This is a genomic window from Actinomycetota bacterium (assembly GCA_030682655.1).
In the GTDB taxonomy this organism is placed as follows: domain Bacteria; phylum Actinomycetota; class Coriobacteriia; order Anaerosomatales; family JAUXNU01; genus JAUXNU01.
The window spans coordinates 1-20,570 of the sequence record JAUXNU010000125.1 but is presented as its reverse complement, the minus strand read 5'-3'; the positions used below and the strand labels follow the sequence as shown (position 1 = coordinate 20,570).

Annotated in this window: 18 protein-coding genes; 4 read left to right on the top strand and 14 right to left on the bottom strand. The window is 62.0% G+C overall.

The window, feature by feature from the left end:
• Positions 1-101: 101 nt before the first annotated feature.
• The 12 genes from Q8K99_07295 to Q8K99_07240 form a co-directional block, all read right to left on the bottom strand.
• Positions 102-791, bottom strand: coding sequence for a TrbG/VirB9 family P-type conjugative transfer protein (locus Q8K99_07295; protein MDP2182358.1), 690 nt, complete (start codon positions 789-791; stop codon positions 102-104).
• Positions 788-1,564: a VirB8/TrbF family protein gene (locus Q8K99_07290; protein ID MDP2182357.1), complete on the bottom strand. Its 777-nt coding sequence runs from the start codon at positions 1,562-1,564 to the stop codon at positions 788-790. Before Q8K99_07290 ends, Q8K99_07295 begins: the two co-directional genes overlap by 4 nt.
• Positions 1,561-2,784: a type IV secretion system protein gene (locus tag Q8K99_07285; GenBank protein MDP2182356.1), complete on the bottom strand. Its 1,224-nt coding sequence runs from the start codon at positions 2,782-2,784 to the stop codon at positions 1,561-1,563. The genes Q8K99_07290 and Q8K99_07285 overlap by 4 nt, the downstream gene beginning before the upstream one ends.
• Positions 2,784-5,156 carry a VirB4 family type IV secretion/conjugal transfer ATPase gene (locus Q8K99_07280; GenBank protein ID MDP2182355.1) on the bottom strand — a complete coding sequence of 791 codons (2,373 nt, stop codon included), beginning with the start codon at positions 5,154-5,156 and terminating at the stop codon, positions 2,784-2,786. The genes Q8K99_07285 and Q8K99_07280 overlap by 1 nt, the downstream gene beginning before the upstream one ends.
• Positions 5,135-5,419, bottom strand: a complete 285-nt coding sequence (locus Q8K99_07275) for a VirB3 family type IV secretion system protein (protein MDP2182354.1) — start codon at positions 5,417-5,419, stop codon at positions 5,135-5,137. Before Q8K99_07275 ends, Q8K99_07280 begins: the two co-directional genes overlap by 22 nt.
• A gap of 4 nt (positions 5,420-5,423) precedes the next feature.
• Entirely contained in the window at positions 5,424-5,750 is a 327-nt protein-coding gene (locus Q8K99_07270) for a TrbC/VirB2 family protein (protein ID MDP2182353.1), read from the bottom strand.
• A gap of 495 nt (positions 5,751-6,245) precedes the next feature.
• A complete protein-coding gene (locus Q8K99_07265) occupies positions 6,246-10,478 on the bottom strand; it encodes an RHS repeat-associated core domain-containing protein (GenBank protein ID MDP2182352.1) in 4,233 nt (1,410 codons plus the stop codon).
• On the bottom strand, positions 10,475-11,020 hold the full coding sequence (locus Q8K99_07260; protein MDP2182351.1) for an RHS repeat domain-containing protein: 546 nt from the start codon (positions 11,018-11,020) through the stop codon (positions 10,475-10,477). The genes Q8K99_07265 and Q8K99_07260 overlap by 4 nt, the downstream gene beginning before the upstream one ends.
• Before the next feature lie 192 nt (positions 11,021-11,212).
• A complete protein-coding gene (locus Q8K99_07255; GenBank protein MDP2182350.1) occupies positions 11,213-11,407 on the bottom strand; it encodes an AlpA family phage regulatory protein in 195 nt (64 codons plus the stop codon).
• A gap of 32 nt (positions 11,408-11,439) precedes the next feature.
• A complete protein-coding gene (locus Q8K99_07250) occupies positions 11,440-12,288 on the bottom strand; it encodes a tyrosine-type recombinase/integrase (protein MDP2182349.1) in 849 nt (282 codons plus the stop codon).
• Positions 12,289-13,003: 715 nt separating this feature from the next.
• On the bottom strand, positions 13,004-13,777 hold the full coding sequence (locus Q8K99_07245) for a LysM peptidoglycan-binding domain-containing protein (GenBank protein ID MDP2182348.1): 774 nt from the start codon (positions 13,775-13,777) through the stop codon (positions 13,004-13,006).
• A 428-nt stretch (positions 13,778-14,205) separates the two neighbouring features.
• On the bottom strand, positions 14,206-14,745 hold the full coding sequence (locus Q8K99_07240; GenBank protein MDP2182347.1) for a hypothetical protein: 540 nt from the start codon (positions 14,743-14,745) through the stop codon (positions 14,206-14,208).
• A 190-nt stretch (positions 14,746-14,935) separates the two neighbouring features.
• On the opposite strand from Q8K99_07240, the gene Q8K99_07235 reads away from it, so the two are divergent.
• Positions 14,936-15,376, top strand: a complete 441-nt coding sequence (locus tag Q8K99_07235) for a protein-export chaperone SecB (protein MDP2182346.1) — start codon at positions 14,936-14,938, stop codon at positions 15,374-15,376.
• 257 nt (positions 15,377-15,633) lie between these two features.
• Here Q8K99_07235 and Q8K99_07230 read toward each other — a convergent pair whose 3' ends face one another.
• Positions 15,634-15,822: a hypothetical protein gene (locus tag Q8K99_07230; protein MDP2182345.1), complete on the bottom strand. Its 189-nt coding sequence runs from the start codon at positions 15,820-15,822 to the stop codon at positions 15,634-15,636.
• A gap of 20 nt (positions 15,823-15,842) precedes the next feature.
• Here Q8K99_07230 and Q8K99_07225 point away from each other — a divergent pair, with 20 nt between their 5' ends.
• The 3 genes from Q8K99_07225 (at position 15,843) to Q8K99_07215 (ending at position 20,189) form a co-directional block, all read left to right on the top strand.
• Positions 15,843-16,691 (top strand): SDR family oxidoreductase, encoded by an 849-nt coding sequence (locus Q8K99_07225; GenBank protein MDP2182344.1) that lies wholly within the window; start codon positions 15,843-15,845, stop codon positions 16,689-16,691.
• Entirely contained in the window at positions 16,684-17,634 is a 951-nt protein-coding gene (locus Q8K99_07220) for a GDP-mannose 4,6-dehydratase (protein MDP2182343.1), read from the top strand. The genes Q8K99_07225 and Q8K99_07220 overlap by 8 nt, the downstream gene beginning before the upstream one ends.
• A gap of 1,391 nt (positions 17,635-19,025) precedes the next feature.
• Positions 19,026-20,189 (top strand): hypothetical protein, encoded by a 1,164-nt coding sequence (locus Q8K99_07215; protein MDP2182342.1) that lies wholly within the window; start codon positions 19,026-19,028, stop codon positions 20,187-20,189.
• 111 nt (positions 20,190-20,300) lie between these two features.
• Here the strand turns inward: Q8K99_07215 and Q8K99_07210 are convergent.
• Positions 20,301-20,570: hypothetical protein (locus tag Q8K99_07210; protein MDP2182341.1), on the bottom strand; the 270-nt coding region annotated here is incomplete at its 5' end.

Sequence of the window (20,570 nt, the reverse complement as noted above, 5' to 3'; positions counted from 1 at the left end):
AGAAAGCAACCATGCCGGCGTTTGGCCACGATGCCGGGCGACGATGGGACGGATATCCGCTTCGGTCGCGCCTGAAGTGCGAGGGTTCCAGGCGGGGTCGGTCATTCTGGCGACCGGGTGCGGTTGCGGCTGGCCCGCGCGGTCTGCCGATCCAGTCGGAAGAGAAGCGTCCGATGAACCGCGTCGATCACATACAGCCCGCCGCGGACGTGGCCCTCAACCAGTATTTCGTCGCCGCGGTCATCGATGGCGAAGATTGCGGGAATCGCCTGCTGATCGCGCCATTCGATAGAGGTGCGCTCGCCGTCGTCGCTGATTGCTACCGGGCGCAGCGTCCGGACGCCGCTCAAGCGGTAGCGCCCGACCGGCTGCGCAGCGGGCTCAGGCGGGGTCGCGGCCGATGCGCCAGGATGGAGGAAGCGCACGGTGAAGGGGGTGTCGGCCCCAGCGCTGTGCGCCGACGAGATTTCGAAATTATAGACCCTTGCGTCGGTGATCACCGTCATATTGGTCGCGCTGTTTGGCCGGATCGGCTTGAGGAAGAGGGCGTCGCCCCGGCCGTTGAGCGTCACCTGCCAGCCGTCGCTATCGCCGATTCCGACAGTCTCCACCCGCTCCTCGGGATCGAAGAGGAGGGTCAACTGGTAACCCGTCGCGACCCTCAGCCGAAAAACCTGGCTGGCGTCGTACTGAATCGTCCTGAGCCGGGCATCGTCTCCGTTTGGCGGCGGCGGCGTCTGGGCCATCGCAGGCGCACTGAGCAATAGGACAAGAAGGATGATGCGCTTCACGGCGCTACACCCGTCACCGGACTGACCTGGACATTTTCGGCTTCAACCGGGTCTGTCCCATACAGGTCGGGCGGGACGGACAAGTCGGCTAGCGGGATGGCTTCAGGATCGCGACGGTAGTCAACCACCTGGAAGCCCAGCGGATTGAGGAACCGGTCCTCGGCGGACATGGGCTCACCCGAGAACCGATACTGAACGATGGCGACCCATGGCTGCGCCGGTTGGAGTTGACCGCCCTCGTCCCGCCAGACGGTCTCGAAACGCACGAGCGCTGACTGCGCGTTCAAGGGCGATACGCTTTTGACCCGGGTCTCGACGACCGAGCGCCTGGGATAGAGCGAGAGCGGGCCGTCCGGGTTCGAGACCTGCATGAGGTTCAGATAGTCGCCACGCGCCCGCTCCGCCGACCATAGACCGACCTTCTCATAATTGGCTTGCAGGGTGGCGATATCGAAGCCTTCGCGCGCGATGACGTATTGAACAAGCATTGACTGGACGAGAGCCCGATCCGGCGTGATCTGGCCAGGGTCGAGCGGTCTGAGTGCCTGCACATAGCCCGTGGTTCGATCCACCATCAGCGTATAGGGCACGACCGTCTTCAGGGGCATGAGCACGATCAGCGCAACCGCCTCCGACACCGCCACCACGACCGCGGCGGCCGCGACTATCCAGGCGATCCGGCGCGATCGCCGTAGTGCGCCCAGCTGGTCGGCGGCCCAGCTTCCGGCCTCGCGGTAATAGGCGTTCAGCGATTCACGGCTGGCTTTTTTCATGAACGGCGGTCCCGAAGAGCGGCCCCGAGGGATTTCCGCGGCCGGGTCCGGCGCAAGGCCTGACCCAGGGCCGGGATGGTGAAGTCATCTACAGTCGCGGGCGCTCTGGCGCGTCCCGATAAGGCTCCCGCAGATGGACCGTCCGCCGGTTGCGTCTGATAGGCCTGCTCGCGGCGCTGGGAGGCGAAAAGAGCCTCGGCGACGGCATGGGCGCGTGGCGCGGAGCGACCGGCCTCAGGCCTGTGCGAAGGCATGAGGACCGACTCTAAAGAAGATCGGATCGGCACCGCGACCGTCGCTGTCCGCCGCCCCAATGAAAAATCGACCGCGAAGGCGAGACGCATGATCACCGCGAAGGATCCCGCCAGGGCGACGGCGAAGCCGAGGCACAGGATCAGCAACTCGACCGGTGCCGTCGCTGTGACCATCCTGTCCTGACGTAGGCTGAGCACCTGCGCCAGCCAGGGCTCAAGAAGCGCCAGTTGGACGCCCAGCAGGATCGTCACGGCGATTGAAGCCAGCAAGGTGAAGACCAGGGCCCGCGCCCAGCCGGCGACAAACCCGCGCGTCCTTCCAAACAACAGCAGGCCGGCGAACAAGGGGGCCAAGGCCAGGAGAATGCCCGCCGTCAGCCGGACGAACGCGAAAGCCGCCACGGTGCTCGAAAGGAAGATGACGCGCGCGGTTCCAAATGCAGGGTCGTCCGCGATGGGCGTGCGCCGGGGCGGCTGCCCCGGGGCGTTTTCACCGGGCGGGGTCAGGGCGGCAACGTCGCTCCGCCCGGTCCCCAGATTGATCAGGCGATTGATCGTGACGTCAGCGGCCTGGAGGCGGTCGATCAGGTCGTCTCGCGCGCCGGGTAGCCGGGCTGGGCCGCCGATCGCGGCGCTCAACTGCCCGTGGCCGTGGACGATGACGTCATAGACCACGGTCCGATAGGCCGGCCAACTGGTGGCGATGGCCAGCACCACGCCGATCTTGGCGACCGCCATCACCCCGTCGCGCAAGGTCGGCGTCTCGCCGAGCATCATGCGCAGACCGAACAGGGCGACAAAGATCGTCAGCAGGGCGGTCAGCACCAGCGCCAGCGGCGAGGCCGGATCGGCCAGCACCTGATAGCCCGCCGAGCCGAGCGTCTGCCCCTGACAGTCGATGTGCCGCAGTAACGACGACAGGAAGGCGTCGCCACTGGAAAGCGCCGGGCACGTCCCGATTATCATCACGCGCGCTCCAGCAAGGGCGGCATCCAGTCGACCGGATCGTCACCGACCGAGGCGCGGATTTCGTCGAGCAGGCGGACGGTCCGCTCGCGGCCGGAAAGAATGGTCAGGACATCGTCCTCGCCGGAGAGGTCCAGACGGGCGACGACACTCTCTCCGCCCCGCTTGATGAGGAAACAGTGCGCGCTGTCCGGCAATGTGCGGATCAGATCAAACTCATGCGGGGTGAGACCAAAGCCCTCGACATAGTCCTCGGCCCGCGCCTTGGCATTGACCATGAAGATCTGGGTCGCCGCCTGCTCGATGATGGCGCTGGCGATGCGGCTTTCGAGGGCGTCCTGCGCGCTCTGGGTGGCGAAGCCGACGATCCCGTTGCGTTTGCGGATGGTCTTTTCCCAGTCCTTGATGCGGCGGACAAAGACGTCGTCGTCGAGCGCCTTCCAACCTTCATCGACGATGATGATCGCCGGCGAACCGTCCAGACGCTCCTCCACACGGTGGAACAGGTACATCATCGCCGGGGTCCGGACGGTCGGATCGTCGAGCAGCACCGTCATGTCGAAACCGACGGTGCGCACCGACAGGTCGGTCAGGTCCTTGGGGTTGTCGAACAGCCAGGCGCGTTCGCCATCTCCCCACCACGGACGCAGCCGCGACCAGAGATCACCGGCGTGCGGACGCTGGTCGCCGCGGAACAGTTCGACCAGATGTCTCAGGCGCCGATGTTTGACCGGCTGATCGAAATTCGCGCTGATCGCATCGCTGATCCGGGCCAGGTCATCGACGTCGGCTCCGCCGGAAAGCTGGTTCAGCCACTCGACCAGGAAGCCGCGATTGGCCGGCGTGTCCTCCAGCTGCAGGGGGTTGAGCCCTGAGGCCTCGCCGGGGCGCAGCTGGTCGTAGCGGCCGCCGATGGCGCGGATGAACAGTTCGGCGCCGCGGTCCTTGTCGAAGAAGATGATGCGCGGGTCGAGCTTGCGGGCCTGGGCCAGCAGGAAGTTGAGCACCACCGTCTTGCCCGACCCGGACGGGCCGATCACCGTGAAATTACCGAGGTCGCCCTGGTGGAAGTTGAAGAAATACGGCCCGGCGGCGGTGGTCTCCAGCAGGGTGATGGCGTCACCCCAGTGGGATCCCGTCGCCGCCCCCAACGGGAAATTATGCGCGCTGGCCAGGCCGGCGAAATTGTTTGTCGAGACCAGTCCTCGCCGCGCGATATATTTGAAATTCGCCGGAAACTGCGCCCAGAAGGCCGGCTCCAGCGCGATCTCCTCGCGCACGGCGACGATGCCCATGTCGGCGAGACTGGCCGTCACTTCCGCGACCGCGGCATCGACGGCGGCGGGCGTATCCCCGCGCACGGCGATGGTCATATGGTGCTCGCCATAGCCCGCGCGCCCGGCCGCGACATCGTCCTTGGCCTGGGCCAGTTCGCCGCGCAGCGAGAGCGCCTCGTCCTCGGCCGACCGCATGCGGCGCAGGGCCAGGTTCATCCGCTCCAGCGCGGCCCCCCGCTCCACAAAGGCGAACGACTGGGTGATGGTCAGTTCGAACGGCAGGCGCAGCAGTTCGTCGAACATGCCGGGCGCGCTCCAGGCCGGATAGTCCTTGATCGAGACCAGCCCGAGGAAGCTGCGCGGCAGGTGTCCGACCGCCGAGAGCTCCACCGCCTCCTGGCCGAAACTGACCCGGCGATACGGCAGGTAGGATCCCAGATCCTGATGCGGCAACAACACGGGGCGCTGTTCGCCGTTGTAGAGCTCCGACAGGAACTCCAGCGGTTCGGAGCAGACGCCGTTGGGGGTCTCGCGGACCTGGAGCAGACGGGGGGCATAGTCGCCCAGGGCCGCGATCAGGGCGTCCCGGCCCGCGTCCAGCTGGGAGAGCTCATAGGCCCGCTCGGCCCCGGCCTGTTCACCGGCGCGCGCGAACCAGTTGCGCACCTGATCGGCGACGCCGATCCGTCCCTGAAGGGGCCGGCGGATCAGCGTCAGATACAGGTCATTGGCGAACAGCGCCTTGGCGGCCAGCCGGTCGGCCCAGCGGTCTGCGAGCGTCTGGGAAAAGGGGTCCGGATACTCGGCCTGAAGATCGATCTCCGCCCGCCGTCTGACGACGTGGTGGTAGAGGGCGAACCGCGACGAGCCGATGGCGCGAAGCATCGCGTCACGCAAGGTCTTGCGATAGTTGAGCTCGGTAGTGTCCGCGGTTTCGAACAACAGTCCGCGCAGACGGATCGTCTGCAGCAGCAGGCCGTCCCGCGTCTCCAGCGTGCAGTCGTTGACGTGCCGCGCATAGGGCAGATGGACGCCCGCCGCCTGTTCACGTTTCACCGTGGAAGCCCCCTGGCTCAGGGACGGTAGGAGTTGCATCGCCAGATGTTGTGATTGCGCACGCGCGGGCACTGGCCGATCCGCACCAGCCAGAGATCGATCACCCGCGGCTCACGCAGGCACAGCAACACGCCGACGCCGTGAATGACCAGGGCCACCGGCAGCACCCAGACCGAGCGGAAGATCAGAAACAGTTCCGCGGCGATCACGGCGTTGATCACGAAGTAGTTGTAGGTGACGCCCGCGAACATCTGCGGGCGGGTCAGGGCGGTGAAGAGGGGGGTCCGTTCCAGGTGCTCCAAGAGGTCAGCCCGTGAACGCTGCGGTCGACCGGATGCCGGCGACAATGCTCACCGCCCCGAACAGGATGAAACAGCCCAAGATGACGACGGAGCCGCGTCGCCAGTCGACCCGGCCGGTCAGCATCAGCAGACCCACGCAGGCCACCGCGATCACGGCGAGAACGGTGGCAACGGTGCCGAGGAGAGTGCCCTGGAGCCACTGGACGGCGGAAACGATGGGGCCGGAGCCTTGTGGGTCTGCCAAGCCGATTTGCGCGTGGGCCGCCCCGGCGTGCGCTGCGACCCAAGCCGTCGTGACCGCCCCGTAAAACGCCGTTGCCAACTTCCTCATGTACGCCCTCATACAATCCTTACCGGTGGTCATAGAGCGGAGAAATACTCGCCCGCCAAGCGAGAATGTCTCCCGGTTGATTCCTATCGGAAGAATGGGTGGAGATTCTCAGGTTTGGGTAATCGACCTCCGACCCGCTCGTTGAACGGGTTGTCATGCCCCCCGGCTTGTTCAGCAATTTCCCTGTTGAAGTAGACGAGGGCGGGCCCCGTCGCGACGGTGCCTAGCAGGGTGCCCTGAAGCCACTAAACCGCGAATACGATTAGAGGCGGGAGCTCTACTTAGTCTCTCCTCTTAAACATCCGCACCAAAGCACGAATAAGAAACAGGTGGAAAAAGTATCCTATCACAAAGACGGCCGCTCCGGCGCTTAGAACTAGAACCATCTCCACGATGGTTGCCGGAGGCATAGACATGAATAGGCCTATTACCCACAAAACGTATAGAGCCACAGATACGATTTTTAGAATTACATTGAGCTTCATAGCACCAAACCTATTTGCATCCGTCCGGGTCTATACCAGCCCTGAACCCAATGCCCACAATGACCTGAACGCCGAAATCATATCCTAGAAAACTGTCTGAAGTTGGAGTAAATGGATGCCATCCATTATCCCCAGGAATGGGTAGCTCTCCTCTACTGAGCTCTCCTCCCATAGTTCCCCCGTACGAGGTGTTGGGAACGCCTGCTGTCGCAGCCGCACCAAACCGCTGACTGCCAAACAAGCGTCCGCCAATCCCGCGGTCCCCATACCAACCGATCCGCCCTCTCAGACTCCCGACGTCAAATACACCATTCACGGAAAGGAACTTCTTTACGCCAGCTGATAGCTCAAGTCCTGCCCCGAATGCGCCGCGGGCTTCGACAACTGGACAAGCATCCCGAATTGTCTGGGCCAAGGATGAAAGAGCACCGCCACCGCCACCGCTGGAGCCTGTGACCACGACCTCATCAAGCTCAGCGACCGAATCGAGGAACGCCCTAAGCTGACCGACACCGACTATGCAGAAATGTCTTGGCGGACAGGAGTCCCGACTACTCCCTTGCACGATCACGGGGCCAAGCTGGGCTGCTTGGAGTCCATATGGATCAGTCAAGTTCACCGGGTCCCCACCTACATACCCATACACATTGGGGCCCGCAGCATACCCGATCGGATCCGTCTGCAGGAACCGTCCCAACTGCGGCAGATAGGTCCGCGCCCGGTAGTGATAGGCACCCGCCTCGGCCAGCCAAGCTTGGCCTGTGTACTGGAACCGGCCGGCGTTCCCTGATGCGGGCGTCCCATACTCGTCGTACCGGTTGATCGCGGAGGCCGCGCCGGTCCCATCGGCCAGGGCCGTCACCGAACCCCGCTCGTCGGCCAGCAGCCAACTGCGGCTGGTCGTGCCCGACCCGTCGTAGCTGGCGACAACCCCGTCCAGGCCGAGGCCCGGAATGTAGCGGTTGGTGAGCGCACCCTGATCGCTGTATTCGGCAATGGCCTGAGCGCCAGCGTAGAGGAAGTAGCGGGTGGGGCCAATACCGCTGGAGCGCATCAGGCGGCCGTTGGCGTCGTAGAGGAAGGTCGCCGTGGCCCAGGGTGTGGCGGTCTGGAGCCGGTTGGCGGCGTCATAGGTGTAGGTCCGGCCCGTTCCCGTGGTCAGGTTCCGGTTGGCGTCATAGGTCAACGCTCCGCCGCCGACCGAGGTCACCGCGTTCTGGCCGTCGTTGGCATAGCTCGTCGAGCCCGTCGTCGGTGCATAGACGTAGGCCGCGTTTGACACGCTGCGGCTGGCGATCTGCCCCGCCGGGTTAAACCCATAGCCGAACACCACATCGGCCCCCGACCCCGCCATGTCATGGCTCAGGCTGGTCATCCGCCCGGCGGCGTCATAGCCGTAGCCGGTCGTCGTCCCGTTGCCCCGAGTGATCCCGGTCGGCTGTCCCAGATTGTTGTAGGCATAGGTCGCCAGGATCCCCGCACCCGAGCTCGCCCCGTTCTCGCGGATCGCCGTCACCGCACCGTACAGATCGTGATCATACTGCGCGTAGAAGCCATCCGGCCAGGTGATCCGGGTCAAGCGACCGGCGGCGTCATGCTGGTAGCCGACCGTGCCGAAGGTCGGGCTATACTCCGAATTCTGGCGGCCCAACGCGTCCCAGGCCATGATGATCGTCTGCTCCGAAGGTATGACGGCGGACGTTGTGCGGCCCAGGTTGTCGTAGGTGTAGGCCGCGTCCTGCGTACCAACCGGCGCGTCCACCACCGTGACGCGGCCGAGATTGTCCAGCGTCAGCGTAGTGACCTGACCCGCCCGGTTGCGGCTCCCGTTCATCCGACCATAGGCGTCGTAGGTGACCTGCTGATAGTCGGACGTCGAAGTCCCGCCACCCGTAGCGTTCGGATAGCGCAGCTTCACGGGCCGGTCGAAGCCGTCGTACTCTTGGATGGAGACGTTGCCATTCCCGTCTGTCAGCGAGGCAGCCTGGCCGTTGGCGGTATAGGTCAGCCCGGTGGTGGTGGCCTCGGTCAGGCCATAGGCCGTGGTCGCCGCCAGGGGACGGCCGGCCGCGTCATAGGTCGCGCGGCTGATGCGGTCGGGCCCGTCGCTGCCGGGCGTCGTCGCCGTACAGGCCGAGCCAGGCAGGGAGCCCCAGGCCGTGGGGTTCATACGCACCGCCGTACAGTCCGGTCGACCGGAGGCGTCGTAGGAAACCTGCTGAACCCCGACCGTGGTCCCGGCTCCACTCTGCCGGCTGCTCACCAGCGGACGACCGCGGTCGTCATAGATTGTGGCGCTCCGCACCAGGGGATTGAAGCTGGCCCAGTTCGGGTCTGTGTAGCCCGGCGTCGTGCCGGTCTCGCTCAGGGTCACCTGACCCCGCGGGCTGTAGGTCAGTCGTTGGGCGCGGTTCAGCAATGCGCCGCCGCCGTCAGGATCGGGACCGACCACGCCGACCGTCTGGCGGGCGTTGTCATAGCGGAAGCGGGTGATGTCAGCCGAGCCCGCCAGCGGGCCGTCGACCGTCTCGACGTCGCCATCAGCCGTATAGGTCATGGCAGTGACGGCCATCGACGGACTGGCACCCGAGCCCTGGCTGACACTGGTCGGCAACAGATTGTTGGCCACGCCCGTCGAACCATAGGCGGCCGTGGTCCGCACCTCATTGGCGGTGCCGATACAGGTGGTCCCCGAGACGCAGGCCGAGACCTGGGTCGGCAGGGTGACAGAGGAAGACGCCGCCACGATGGAACCGCCGCTGTTCTTGTAATACGCCGTCTGCGCCGCATAGGTAACGCGCGTCTGGGGCCGGTCGGCACCGGTGGTCGGTGCCGGCGCAGTGATGGTCAGCGGGCCGCCGTGCACGGCATCCCAAGTGTAGTCGGTGACATGGCCTGCCACATCCGTGGTGGAGGTCGGCAGGTTGCAGACGACCGGATTGGCGCAGGTCGCGGCAAAGGCCGATGAAGACGTCATCGGCGTCAGGCCCGAGCCCGGCTTCGGCGTCGCCGTCACCTGGGTGACGTTGCCGCGCGCGTCAATCGTCTGTTCGACGTAGTCGCCCTCGGGATTGGTGGTCCGCGTCAACCGCCCCTGGCTGTCGTACTGGAAGCTGACCGTCGCGCCGAGCGCATTGGTGATCGAGGTCGGGCGTCCGACCGTGAGATTGGTGACGACGGTCGTGGACTGCGAATCCGGACCGGTGCTGACGACCGTCCGCGTCGCGCCGGCGTCGGTGACGCTGTAGTTCCAGGTTCCTGTCGCATCGGTGAGGCTGGTGGCATAACCCATCATGCCCCCTTCCGCGATGGCGATGTCGTCGGACGTCGACCCCGGGTAACGGATCCCCGCCAGGTCCGTGCCGGTCGCGCCGTAGGTATACTGGGTGACCCGGCCGGACTGATCCGTCGCGGCCGTGACCGGCCCGGCGACCGCGCTGGTATAGGCGATGCTCGGCCATGTACGGGTATAGGTGCAGCCGAAAGCCGTCGGCGCGCAATAGTCGATGGCGTTGTTGGCGCCGGTCACGGATGCGACGGCCAGCCAGTTCAGGATCCGGATGTTGAGCGCGTCGCCCCCCTGCATGGTGTTGGACTTGTAGCCATACTGAAGTCGGTAGCCGCGATTGTTGGTGATCGACTGCAGACGAACGAGGGTGCCGTAGACGGGTTCGCCGGAGGCCGGGTGCCACGACCGGATATATTCCTCGGTCACATAATGATAGTTGGTCCGCTCGCCGTTCGGCGTGACAATCTCAGAGAGGGCCGCCTGGTTGGTGCAGGCCGCGCCGGCGCTCGTGTAACAATAGACGGTCGTGTATCGCAGGACCGTGCCGGTCGATGTGGTGAAGGTATAGGTCGTCCCCGACCGGGTCAGGGTGGAGCCATTGTTGCTCTTCGGCGTGAACACGCCGCCGCTGAGGGTGAACACCTCGGCCCCCAGGCCCGAAACGACCGTGTGCGTGGATCCGCTGATGCTGAGCGAGCCTTGATTGCTGTCTCGCCAACCCGACCGAAGCCTCCCGCGCGTGAGCGACAGCCCGCCCGCGCCGGGCTGGCCGATCATCACCTCGGTCGTCTGGAAGTTGAAATAGCCGGACACGAGGTCCACGCCGCGCTCATCGAGAGTATAGTGCTCGGGGGGCGTCGGCTGAATGATCGTCTGCGCCTGGGCCGCGCCCGCGGCCAGAGCGACACTGGAGGTGGCGGCGAACAACCAGGCCTTGAATGTGCGGCGGCTCACTGGGTGGCCTCCTGACCGGTGGTATCGCCGGATCGCCAGACCTCGCCTCCGGCGTCGTCGAGCAGGGCCAGCTGGCCGTCGTCGCGCAGCGACACCCAGGCCCCGGCCGCCGGGATCTTGACGTGAAGCGACAGCAGGAACCGCGCCTGGCCGTCGTCGGTCAGGTCGAACGCCGCGACCAGGGCCTGAGAAGGGGACGCGGCCAAGGCGTCGCTCGACCAGAGCTCCATTTGGCCGGAGGACCTCAATGCGAAACTGTAGCGGCCGTCGGGCGAGACCAGCGCCTCGTCCGGTTGAAGGAATTGATTCGCCGGCAGCTGCGCGACCGCCGCCCAAGCGGTCGTACCGGTCTGACTACGCGAGGTCCGGTTGTGCGCGGCGTCATAGGCATAGGTCGAGGTGTGCGTGCCCGCCCCGCCTGTGCTGACCACGCCGGTCAGGCGGCCGTTGGCGTCATAGCTGTACGACTGGGTGACCTGGGCCAAGCTGGCGCAGGGCGCAAAGAGAACAACGGAGCCTAAAGTGACCGCTAGAAATTTCATGAGCTGAACTCCCCCTGAAGTTGCACCTGTCGTACGCCGAGGGAAAGAGTCAACCCACAGTGACGCTTCTTCACAAGTTATTCGCGAGGGGCTCCAGCCCGGGCTGGCCGTGTCGCTACAGCGCTATCAATCGACGGGCACAGGCCCAAAAAAAGGGCCCGACAGTTTCCCGTCGGGCCCTTAGTGACTCCGTTAGGAGTCGGTGTGTCCATCGCGGTCGGCAACGCGGGAAGCCATCCATGCCTGCACCTCGCTCTCCACATAGGCGACCCTGCCGGTCCCGAGCCGTACCCGTTTAGGGAACTTCCCTTCGCCTTCGAGACGCGCCGTGTGAGCAAGACTGTAGGTGACCAGCTCCTTCACCTGCTTCTTCGATAAGAACCTCATCGCGGTACTCCATTTCTGGAGTGTCGCGACACTCAGGTTTGACCCTGGGCGAGCAACGATATCAGAAACGCATCATGTTTGGCGATGGCGTCCTTCATCTCCTCCCGGAACGGATGGACGTTGTAGACGCCCGCGATGCCGGCCTGGCTCCCTGAGATGTGGTTCAAGAGTTTCTCCCGAACCTCAAGTGGGACGCTGAGGCTCTGGAGCGTGGTCGCGAACGTCCGGCGCAGATCATGGAGCTTGTAGGGCTCAACGCCCGTGAGTGTCTTGTCGAACGCAGCCTTGGATTTGCTCCAGGCGTTGAAGAAAGAGGTAGGTTTTCCGCGCATCGTTTCGAACCTCGCGGGAAAGACGTAGCGTCCTTCTCTGGCGTAGTCGGGTATGCTGTCGAGAACTTGGCGAACGAGCGTCCCATAGGGGAAGGTGTGCTCGAGGTGGTTTTTCGAAATGACGCCAGGGATAGTGATTGCCTCCGGCGTCACGTTCGCCCATTCAAGTGACGCGATCTCGTTCCGGCTCTGGCCGGTGAGGGCAAGCAAGGCGAGGATAGGCCCGAAAGGGTACGGGTACTGTAGAGCGCTAGAGAGTACCGCCTTGAGCTCTTCGCTGGAAAGGGCGTGCCGTGGCTTTGTATGCCGCGGTGAGACGATCTTGAGCCCGACGAGCGGTGTCTGGTCGACGTACCCCTGCCCTGCACACCATGAGAAGAACGCTTTGACGGACGTGAGGACGTGCGCCCTCATGCTCTTGGCCGCAATATTTTCGAGTTCGCTGGCCACGTCACGCTTCTTGATTGTCGTGAGACGACGACCTTTGAACGGGAACCGCGCGAGGTGCTTCTTGTAGTCCGCGACCGTGCGGGGCCGGTTCTTGTCCACGCATGCGGTAAGGTAGCGATCGACCGCAGTTTCCCAAGTGATGGTGTGCGGCTTCTCGTATGAACCGAGGGTCTTTTGCGCGAGGAATTTCTTGGCTTCGTCTCGTGCGGCTGCGAGGCCGATGAGCGGGTAGCGACCGATCTTGTGCCGCGCTCCGCTCCCGACCAAGGCGATGAAGGTCTTGGTGCCCTTAGAGGAGACGCGAACCCCGAGGCCCTTCACGGTCGTATCCCAGAGGGTAGTAGTACCGCTCTCGGGGAGCGGTAGCCGTTTCAAGGCGGCGTCGCTGAGAGCTCTACGTTCTGGCACCGATTTGGCACTCCCGTTGCTGGTGATGGAATGAGCAGGTATCCGCTGCAATGGTAGCATTGTTCCCGCTGTGACAGGGTTTGTCGAGGGATCGCGGTCGGCATGGGATGCCATGAGAACGCTATCGCGATAACTCTTAATCAGCGGGTCGTAGGTTCGAACCCTACATCACCCACCATCGTTTCCATTGAAAACAAAGGCCTCGGCCGTCGCGGCAATGGACGGAGCGACTGGACCACGGCCTCTCGTTACCAGCGCTCGGGGTCATCGCAAGATCGCCTGACCCGTGCGGCTGGCTCCGGAAGGCGGCCGTCCCGGACACCTGAAACCGATTGGAATCATCCCGCCTCCAAGCCGTCACGCCCTGGCTGAAGACATCTGGTCGTTAGCCTGAAGCCCTCGGATTTCAGTTGTGACGTCGTCCTGGTGGAACCCGATTGACGTCGTAGCGCGCGGCAAAGGCCGCCAGTTGGGCGGTGAAATCGGCCCGGGCCCGATCCTCCCACGACAGTGGAGAAGCCTGATTTCCTTCCCCACCGGCGCTTGCCGCGGCGACCCTGGAGGGTGCCGCCTCAGCGAGGACGCGCGCGACCCGTTCCTGTCGCGGCAGGACAGTCGGAGGCGTGGCGGCGGTCGCGATCTTTTCGTCGCCGACCCCCGGCTTGGCGACCCCATATTCAATCGCGAACCGGTCGCGCGCTTCGGCGGTGCGCAGCAATGGAGCAACTCGCCCGACCGCATGGTCGATGACGAGAGTTGTGCCCGTCGCCAGACGGTCAGGATCAGCGAGCCCGTTGAGCGCGGCCAGGTCTCGCCACGCCACTCCATAGCGTCGGGCGATTCCGGAAAGCGTCTCCCCGCGGCGCACCCGATGCCGACGATCGGAGGGCGAAAGGACCCCGGCGACCGTCAACGCCCGGCCGACCTTCAGTCGGCGAGGGTCCGAAATCCGGTTGGCCCGAGCCAGGTCGCGCCAGTCGAGGCCATAGGTCGCGGCGATGCCAGACAGGGTTTCCCCCGTCATCACCTGATGGACGGCGGGGCTGGCCGTGGGGCCGACCATCGGGGTTTCGACTCCCCTGGCGCGGGCTTCCCCGGGCGTGCCGACAAAGAGGGCGGCAGCGAGGATGAGCGCGCCATGGCCTGAGCTAGCGGAGAGGCGCTGCAGGGTGGGAGACATACGGGTCGGTTCCATTACTCTTGATACTCAAGGCGGTCGTTCGGGGCCCTGTGTCGCTGCGGCGTTCAGGCACGTGCGACGACGAGACCCTACCGGTTCGACCCGGCCGATTTAAAGCCATAATCGGTGATGGCGGTTGAATCTTTCGCCTCTCCCGGGCGCGGGTTGGTCCGGCCTGCCGACTCGCCGCCTCCCGTCATCGGGCCCGCTGGCGCATCATGGACGCAGGCCCGTTTTCGCTATTTGGCGACGGTTCCATGGCCGGGACCATACCGCACGGCTGGCGCGTTCAGCGGAGTCATCGATCGCCGTCTCGCAGCTCGGACCGCAAGCGTGGTTGCGGCGCTCCGATGGAATATCTGGCCCCCAATGCCTTCCGGAATGAAGGGTCGGCTAGACTGCTTCCTCCACACGTCGGGACTGAACACCTAGCGGAACATCTCTTTCTTGACCGAGACGCAGCCCTGTGAGCCGGCCGGCATCAGATAGAGCTGGGTCGCCACATCCAGTTCGCCGACAGAGACTTCGTCGAGCAGGCGCCGCGTCCCGGTGAAGGCTGCGAAGGTACCACTGCGCAGAACCGTGCACGGCTGGGCCCAATAGATGGTCTGTTGGTAGAAGCCGGCGCAATTCGGAGAAATGCTGATCGTCGACAGTCGGGTCGTGCCGTTGGTTGCGTGCGAAGATTCCATCATGATCACCGTGGGCCACATGTCGCCATTGGGGCCAAGCGGCTGGACCGTGAAATTGGCCTCCGAACCCTCCATCAGGAAGCGGCCGACCTGAACGGCCCGCGTGGTGCAGCGGGTCATGCCGATGGAGGTCAGGGCATCGGCCATACGTTGTTCAGTCGAGCCCGGCATGGAGCCGATATTGCCGGCCACATACTGGGCCGCTGCCGACTGGGCCGGCAGCAGGAATGCGGACAACAGCATCATTCGCGCGGCAACGGATCTGAAAATATTCACTTGTTTGTTCCGTCAGGCCCCCTTTCGGGTCTAACGGAAACGCCCCGAAGTGTCGACATGCCTTGTGCGGGCCGGCCAGGCCCCGTCCGGAAATCGGCCGCCCGGATTGTCTTTCACACGGCCCTCGGCAATAACCCGGTAGCCGCTTCGGGCATCCGCATCGAAGCGTGCCAGGCAAAGAATTGGATTGATGACGGCGACACCTGCTCAGGCCCTGACGGTGGTCAATCGGTATCTGATCGACCTTTCGTTCGAGAACCCGGCCGCAAAGCTTGCGCGGATGACGCAAGCCCCGCTGGAGATCGACAAGTCGGTGGACATGTCCACCCACCCTCGCCCTGACGGCAACGTCAATGTCGACATGCGGCTGACAGTGAAGGTCTCGGACGAAGGCGCGGCGGTTTTCCTGATCGAGATTACCTGCCGCTGCGTCTGCGACGTCACCGGCGTCGCGCCGGAAGACCTGGAGCGCAAGCTGCTGGTCGAGGGCGGCGAGGCCATGTTCCCCACGGTCCAGAACCTGGTCAGCGGCCTGGTGTCCGAGGGCGGCTATTCACCGACCCTGGTGCTGGACCCGATCGATTTCGCCGAAATTTTCAACCGCGCCCAGGCCGGCAGGGTGGCGGGCTAGGGATCAGGCCTTGATCAGCGAGACTTTCTTCCAGGCCGGTTTGGTTTTAAGTCAATCGTAACGGTGATCTGCTCCCCCAAACTTGGATCACTGGAGGTTAGAGGTCGCTGGCTTGTTATGAGTTCAGGGCCCCGGCATCAGATTAATGGGGTCAAGGTGATCGAGTTGAAGATCACAGCCGTGGTCCTTGCCTGAAAAACCGCCTATTGCTCGAACCTGGGCGGTGGGGTGCCGGTTTCACTCCAAAGCTCAAACGTTCAGGTTTCAAAAGGTGCCGACGTGTCAATGACTACCGGGTCTACGGTGCCGCCGGTCGGCGCGCAGAATGAATGCTCAAGACGATCATCCCATACCTGTATTTCGATCAACCCGAACGCCTCAACAGCAATGGTATTGGGCTGATGCCGATTGATCTCAATTTCATCGGCCGGCGGACCACGGCTCATGCCTCTCGCTCAAACGAACTATGACTTCCGAAGCTGGCCGGGTCGTTCCTGCGCGCCGTCTGGTCGTGATTGGTGCATCGGGCCTGATCGGGTCCCACCTAACCAGTGAGGCCATGCGCCAGGGCCTCCCGGTGATCAGCGTCTCGCGGGGCGAGCTTCTTGAGGACGTCCTGACTCAAGACGATATCGTGGTGAACTGTGCGCTGACCCCCGCATACAGGACCGGTCCATATGATCCTGCGGCTGACCTGGAGCGCAAGAGCGCTGAGATCGCCCGGCGATGCCATGCCCGCGTCCTGATGTTGAGCACACGCAAGGTCTATGCGGCCGCCTGCCAATGGGGGGCTCGCGAAGAGGATGAGATCGATTTCGACGGCCCCGGCTACGGTCCGAACAAGGCCAGAACGGAGGCCTGGATCGAGGATGCTCTGGGAGAGCGGGCACTCATCCTGCGGCTGGCCAATGCGTTCGGGTTTGAATACACACCAGGCGGCCCGGTTCGACCGTCGTTCTTCGGACACATGCTCCACCGATTGCGCCATGAGGGTGAGATATATTTCGATATGGCTTCCGAAACCCGACGCGATTTTATTCCCGTTTGGATTGTGGTCCGGTCTATCGTAGGGGCCGTGAAAGCCGGTGCAAGCGGCGTCTTCAATATCGGCAGCGGTTCAGCTGTTGCTTGCGGGGATGTTGCCCGGGCCCTCATTAGCGGCTATGGCGAAGGCCGCCTGCAGGAAACACTGGATGTTCGAGATGAGTTCTTCTTGAACAACTCTAAGTGGACAACTCGGTTTGGCAGACCAGAGGGCACCGTAGACCCTCTAGTCGTCGCCCACACCTTCGGAGAACGTCTCAGATATGCGTAATGTTTTGATCACCGGCGGCGCTGGGTTTATAGGCTCCCACATCGTTGAGCAGTTTGCTGAGAGTTTTCCTGATAGCAAAATCACAGTTCTTGACAAAATGACCTACGCCGCTGATTTTCGAAATCTTGGCGACCTTCTAACCAGCAACCGAATAGAATTGGTAGTTGGAGATATATGCGACTATTCGCTTTGCGAACGCTTGGTATCTGGCTGTGACTTGGTGATTCATGCTGCTGCTGAAAGCCACGTCGACAACTCATTCCACAGCTCACTTCTTTTCACGCACACAAACGTCCAGGGAACTCACACTATTCTTGAAGCCTGCAGGACGAAGCAGGTTCCTCGAATCATTCACATCAGCACTGACGAAGTCTATGGCGAAGTACTGACAGGCGCAGTCGATGAGAACGCCATTCTAAACCCCACGAATCCGTACTCGGCCTCAAAAGCAGCGGCGGAAATGATTGTGGGAGGGTACATACATTCATTCAACCTGCCCGTGATAATGATCCGTGCAAACAACGTCTTTGGCGCACGTCAATATCCTGAAAAGCTGATCCCCCGTTGTTGTCTTTCGCTCATTAAGGGGGAGAAAATCCCCCTTCACGGAAACGGGAAAAACGTCCGCCACTATCTAGCTGCCCGTGACCTGGCCAGCGCTATCGAACTTGTCTCGCGCGCCGGCAAAATTCATCAGACCTACAATATCGGCTCGCCTGACGAGTTTTCCAACGCCGAGGTAGCCGCCAAGATCTGTGAGGCCTTTGGTGTGTCGTTCGAAGATCACGTTGAGTTCGTTCAGGATCGCCCCTTCAACGATCGCAGATATGCTGTGGTCTGGGATAAAATAACTGCCTTGGGGTGGTCCCCGAAACGTACACTCAAGAATGAAATCAATGAGCTCGCTGCATGGTACAGGTTGAACTACAGGCGGTATGTTTGAGCTCACGCTCCCCAAAAGCGTTCTCAAGCGGGATTGATATCTGACTCATTCCGTCAGGGAAAACGATCATGCATGACCTGTTCTGGCTGACGGACGGGAAATTTAGTCAGATCGAACCCCGTCTTTCGCTCCGTCATGGGATGTGTCGCGGCGTTGGGGCCCGACGTTTTCTTGCCATCTCTTTCGACCGTTGGAGCCGATTTCGCGTGCTCATGTGTGGCTGAGCCGGCGGGGCGGCCACCCCCTTCAAGTGGGTCGGCCAGAGCGCCAGCGCCACAGCCGGCTGGCTGCGGCGAGTACGAAGCCGAGGATGCCGTCGGCAGCCCTGCCGTATCGGGCGAACGACCAAGGTTGTTTCGGGACCTTGAGAAGCGTCGCTCGGACGGGCTTCCCCCTTTGTCGAGGTAGCGGTCGATAAAGGGCTGATCCCTGCGGTTTCGCCTGGCCGGGATGACGACGGAGACACCTTGCCCCCGAGGTCGGCCAGGGTGAAGTCAGACCCAGGACCCGCCCCGATCTCGTACAGAGCCTCCGGCATCACGACCCGGCCCCCCGCCCACCTCTCGGGCCGGAACTGACGAGACACCCAACTCCAATCGTCCAGGCCACGGTGCCGGTCACGTTGGGCCGTGCCCGGGGGAACGACCCAGAACCCACCGTCCAACACCGACCACTGATCGCGAGACGGTCGTCCACGGCCCGGTCCCCTCTCGATCAAGGAAAGGTCGAAGAAGCCCCCACTCGACTTCCGAGAGCAAGGCCCGAACCATGGCTGTTTTCCGAAAGGAAGGGCATTGAATCAACGATCAGCCGATTTGGGAACCCGCCAGTATCCACACCGCCCGGAACAGCCCGGGCCGACGACGAACCGAATTCCAGGCCGTTTCGCTGCGATTGACAACCGGTTCCTCCCCCTGGGCTTTTGTTGGCAACTTGATGGGGGCTGACAGCGTAGTCTCGGTGAATTAGATTCGGATCCAGATACCGTTATGAATTTTTCTAAAGATCGGTTCGGATTGTTTCAAGACAGCCCAGAAAGTGAATGCACTATCGCGATGTGGAGCTAAACAGAGGCAGGGCCATTGCCCCAGGATGAGGAACCCGAAGGCGAAGACTGCAGAGTAGCGACCTGACCTCGGAAATTTGTTCGACGTATATCTATCGACAACGATGCGGCTCTGTGTTCAGGGCGGAATCTAAAAGCAAAAGAAAACATACAGATGCCCGTTGTTATCAGTCACGTTGGATCTCAGTCTGCACACATTGCCCTGAATCACAGTCGATATTGCGCGGCCTTTTCTTATAACTGCGTGACCGTATCAGATGTACGGGATGCACCGGAGGTTCTTGAGGGTCTCAGTCGATACGCGGTTATCAGAAATAGATTACGCTTGCTGCCAGAGGATGACTGGCTCCTCTATATGGACGGCAACACGGCAATCCATCGGTACATGTCAGTTGACGTTCTTCTGGGATCAAGCCCCCGGATAATCGCTTCACTTCTGGGGGAGGGCCCGCCGATACCGGCCAAGGGCTTTATGGTCTGGCGGAATACAGAGGGGAATAGAAACCTCCTGCTGCAACTCGATATCCTCAAGGGACACGAATTTTCCCGGGCATCGACCGGATCCGACGAGGCCGACTTGCTCAGAGAGTCCGGCCTCCTCGCGGTACACGAAAAGAGAAGCGGCAGAGTCGTCGCTACAAGGGGGCGCGTGGTCAACTGGCAGAAGCTCGACGCCTTTGCAGTTTGCTTTGAAAAAGTTCCACATGATAAATATTCGCACCATTATTGTGAAGACAAACCTTATAGGGATTTTGCTGTTTCAAGAATAAATCAGGCGAATGTGTCTGGAACTGATGTATTTGATAACTCTACGGCTTACAAAAACAATGATAATAAATATAAATCACTAAATGCGAAATCGCCAATCGCCATAATAACCCTATATACACCGAATATAGATTGCTATGGGCAAATAAACGAAGAAAACGTTGATAGGTATTGCCTTAGACATAACATTGCGCACCACGTCTATAGGGACATCCCTGCAGACGTCCCCGCGGATGTATCCGGCACATGGATGAAGGCCAACCTTCTTCAAAGGCATTTTGACGATTACGATTGGGTGATATGGGTCGACGCAGATATGCTTTTTATCGACCAATCCCAATCATTGCTTGATAGACTGGAAGGTCGCGACATATTGGTCGCAAGAGATATCGGCGAATGGTCCTTTAATGCAGGCTTTCTCGCCTTTAAGACCACAACAAATAACAAACGCATACTTCGTGAGATATCCGCAATTCTTGAGTTAGCTCCAGATAGATCTACCACTTATGTAAATGGTGGAGATCAACTTATTTGGAACAAATACTTTGAAGAAAACAAAATGGTCAACGACGCTAATGTGTGCGACTACCTTACTGTAAACACACACTTTTGTTTTTCTGATAGGAACACTTTCCTTGCACACTTCATGGGGCTCGGAGAACCGACACGAAGTTGTATGATGGAAGATTTTGAACGTATGTCTCTTGAGTTGTACGGATAGCGAAGATCTGAATTTGGGTGCCAGGGACGCTTTAGGTTGCCAGTGTAAGTGTTGCGGATACCAGACGGACGACTCTGCGAAATAGGGGGCCGCTTCCGAGGGGGTTTCGGCTCACTCCTCGAGGGTGGAGAACGCGCCCGTTCCACGGCATCCACCCGGGTCCTTGTGAGGACGGCCGATCCCGGTCACTCCCCTCCCATCCGACCCCGTCATGCGACCAACCGCCATCACCGCCCCTGACTGGACTTCCGGCGCCCGCCGATGTTCATCTCTCCCGTCCAGGAACGCGGCCGCCACTGGCGGCGACAGACGTTCAAAAATATCCCGGGGATGACAGACGATGAAGCGCGCTTTCCTGACCACGGTCGCCCTGCTGGCGCT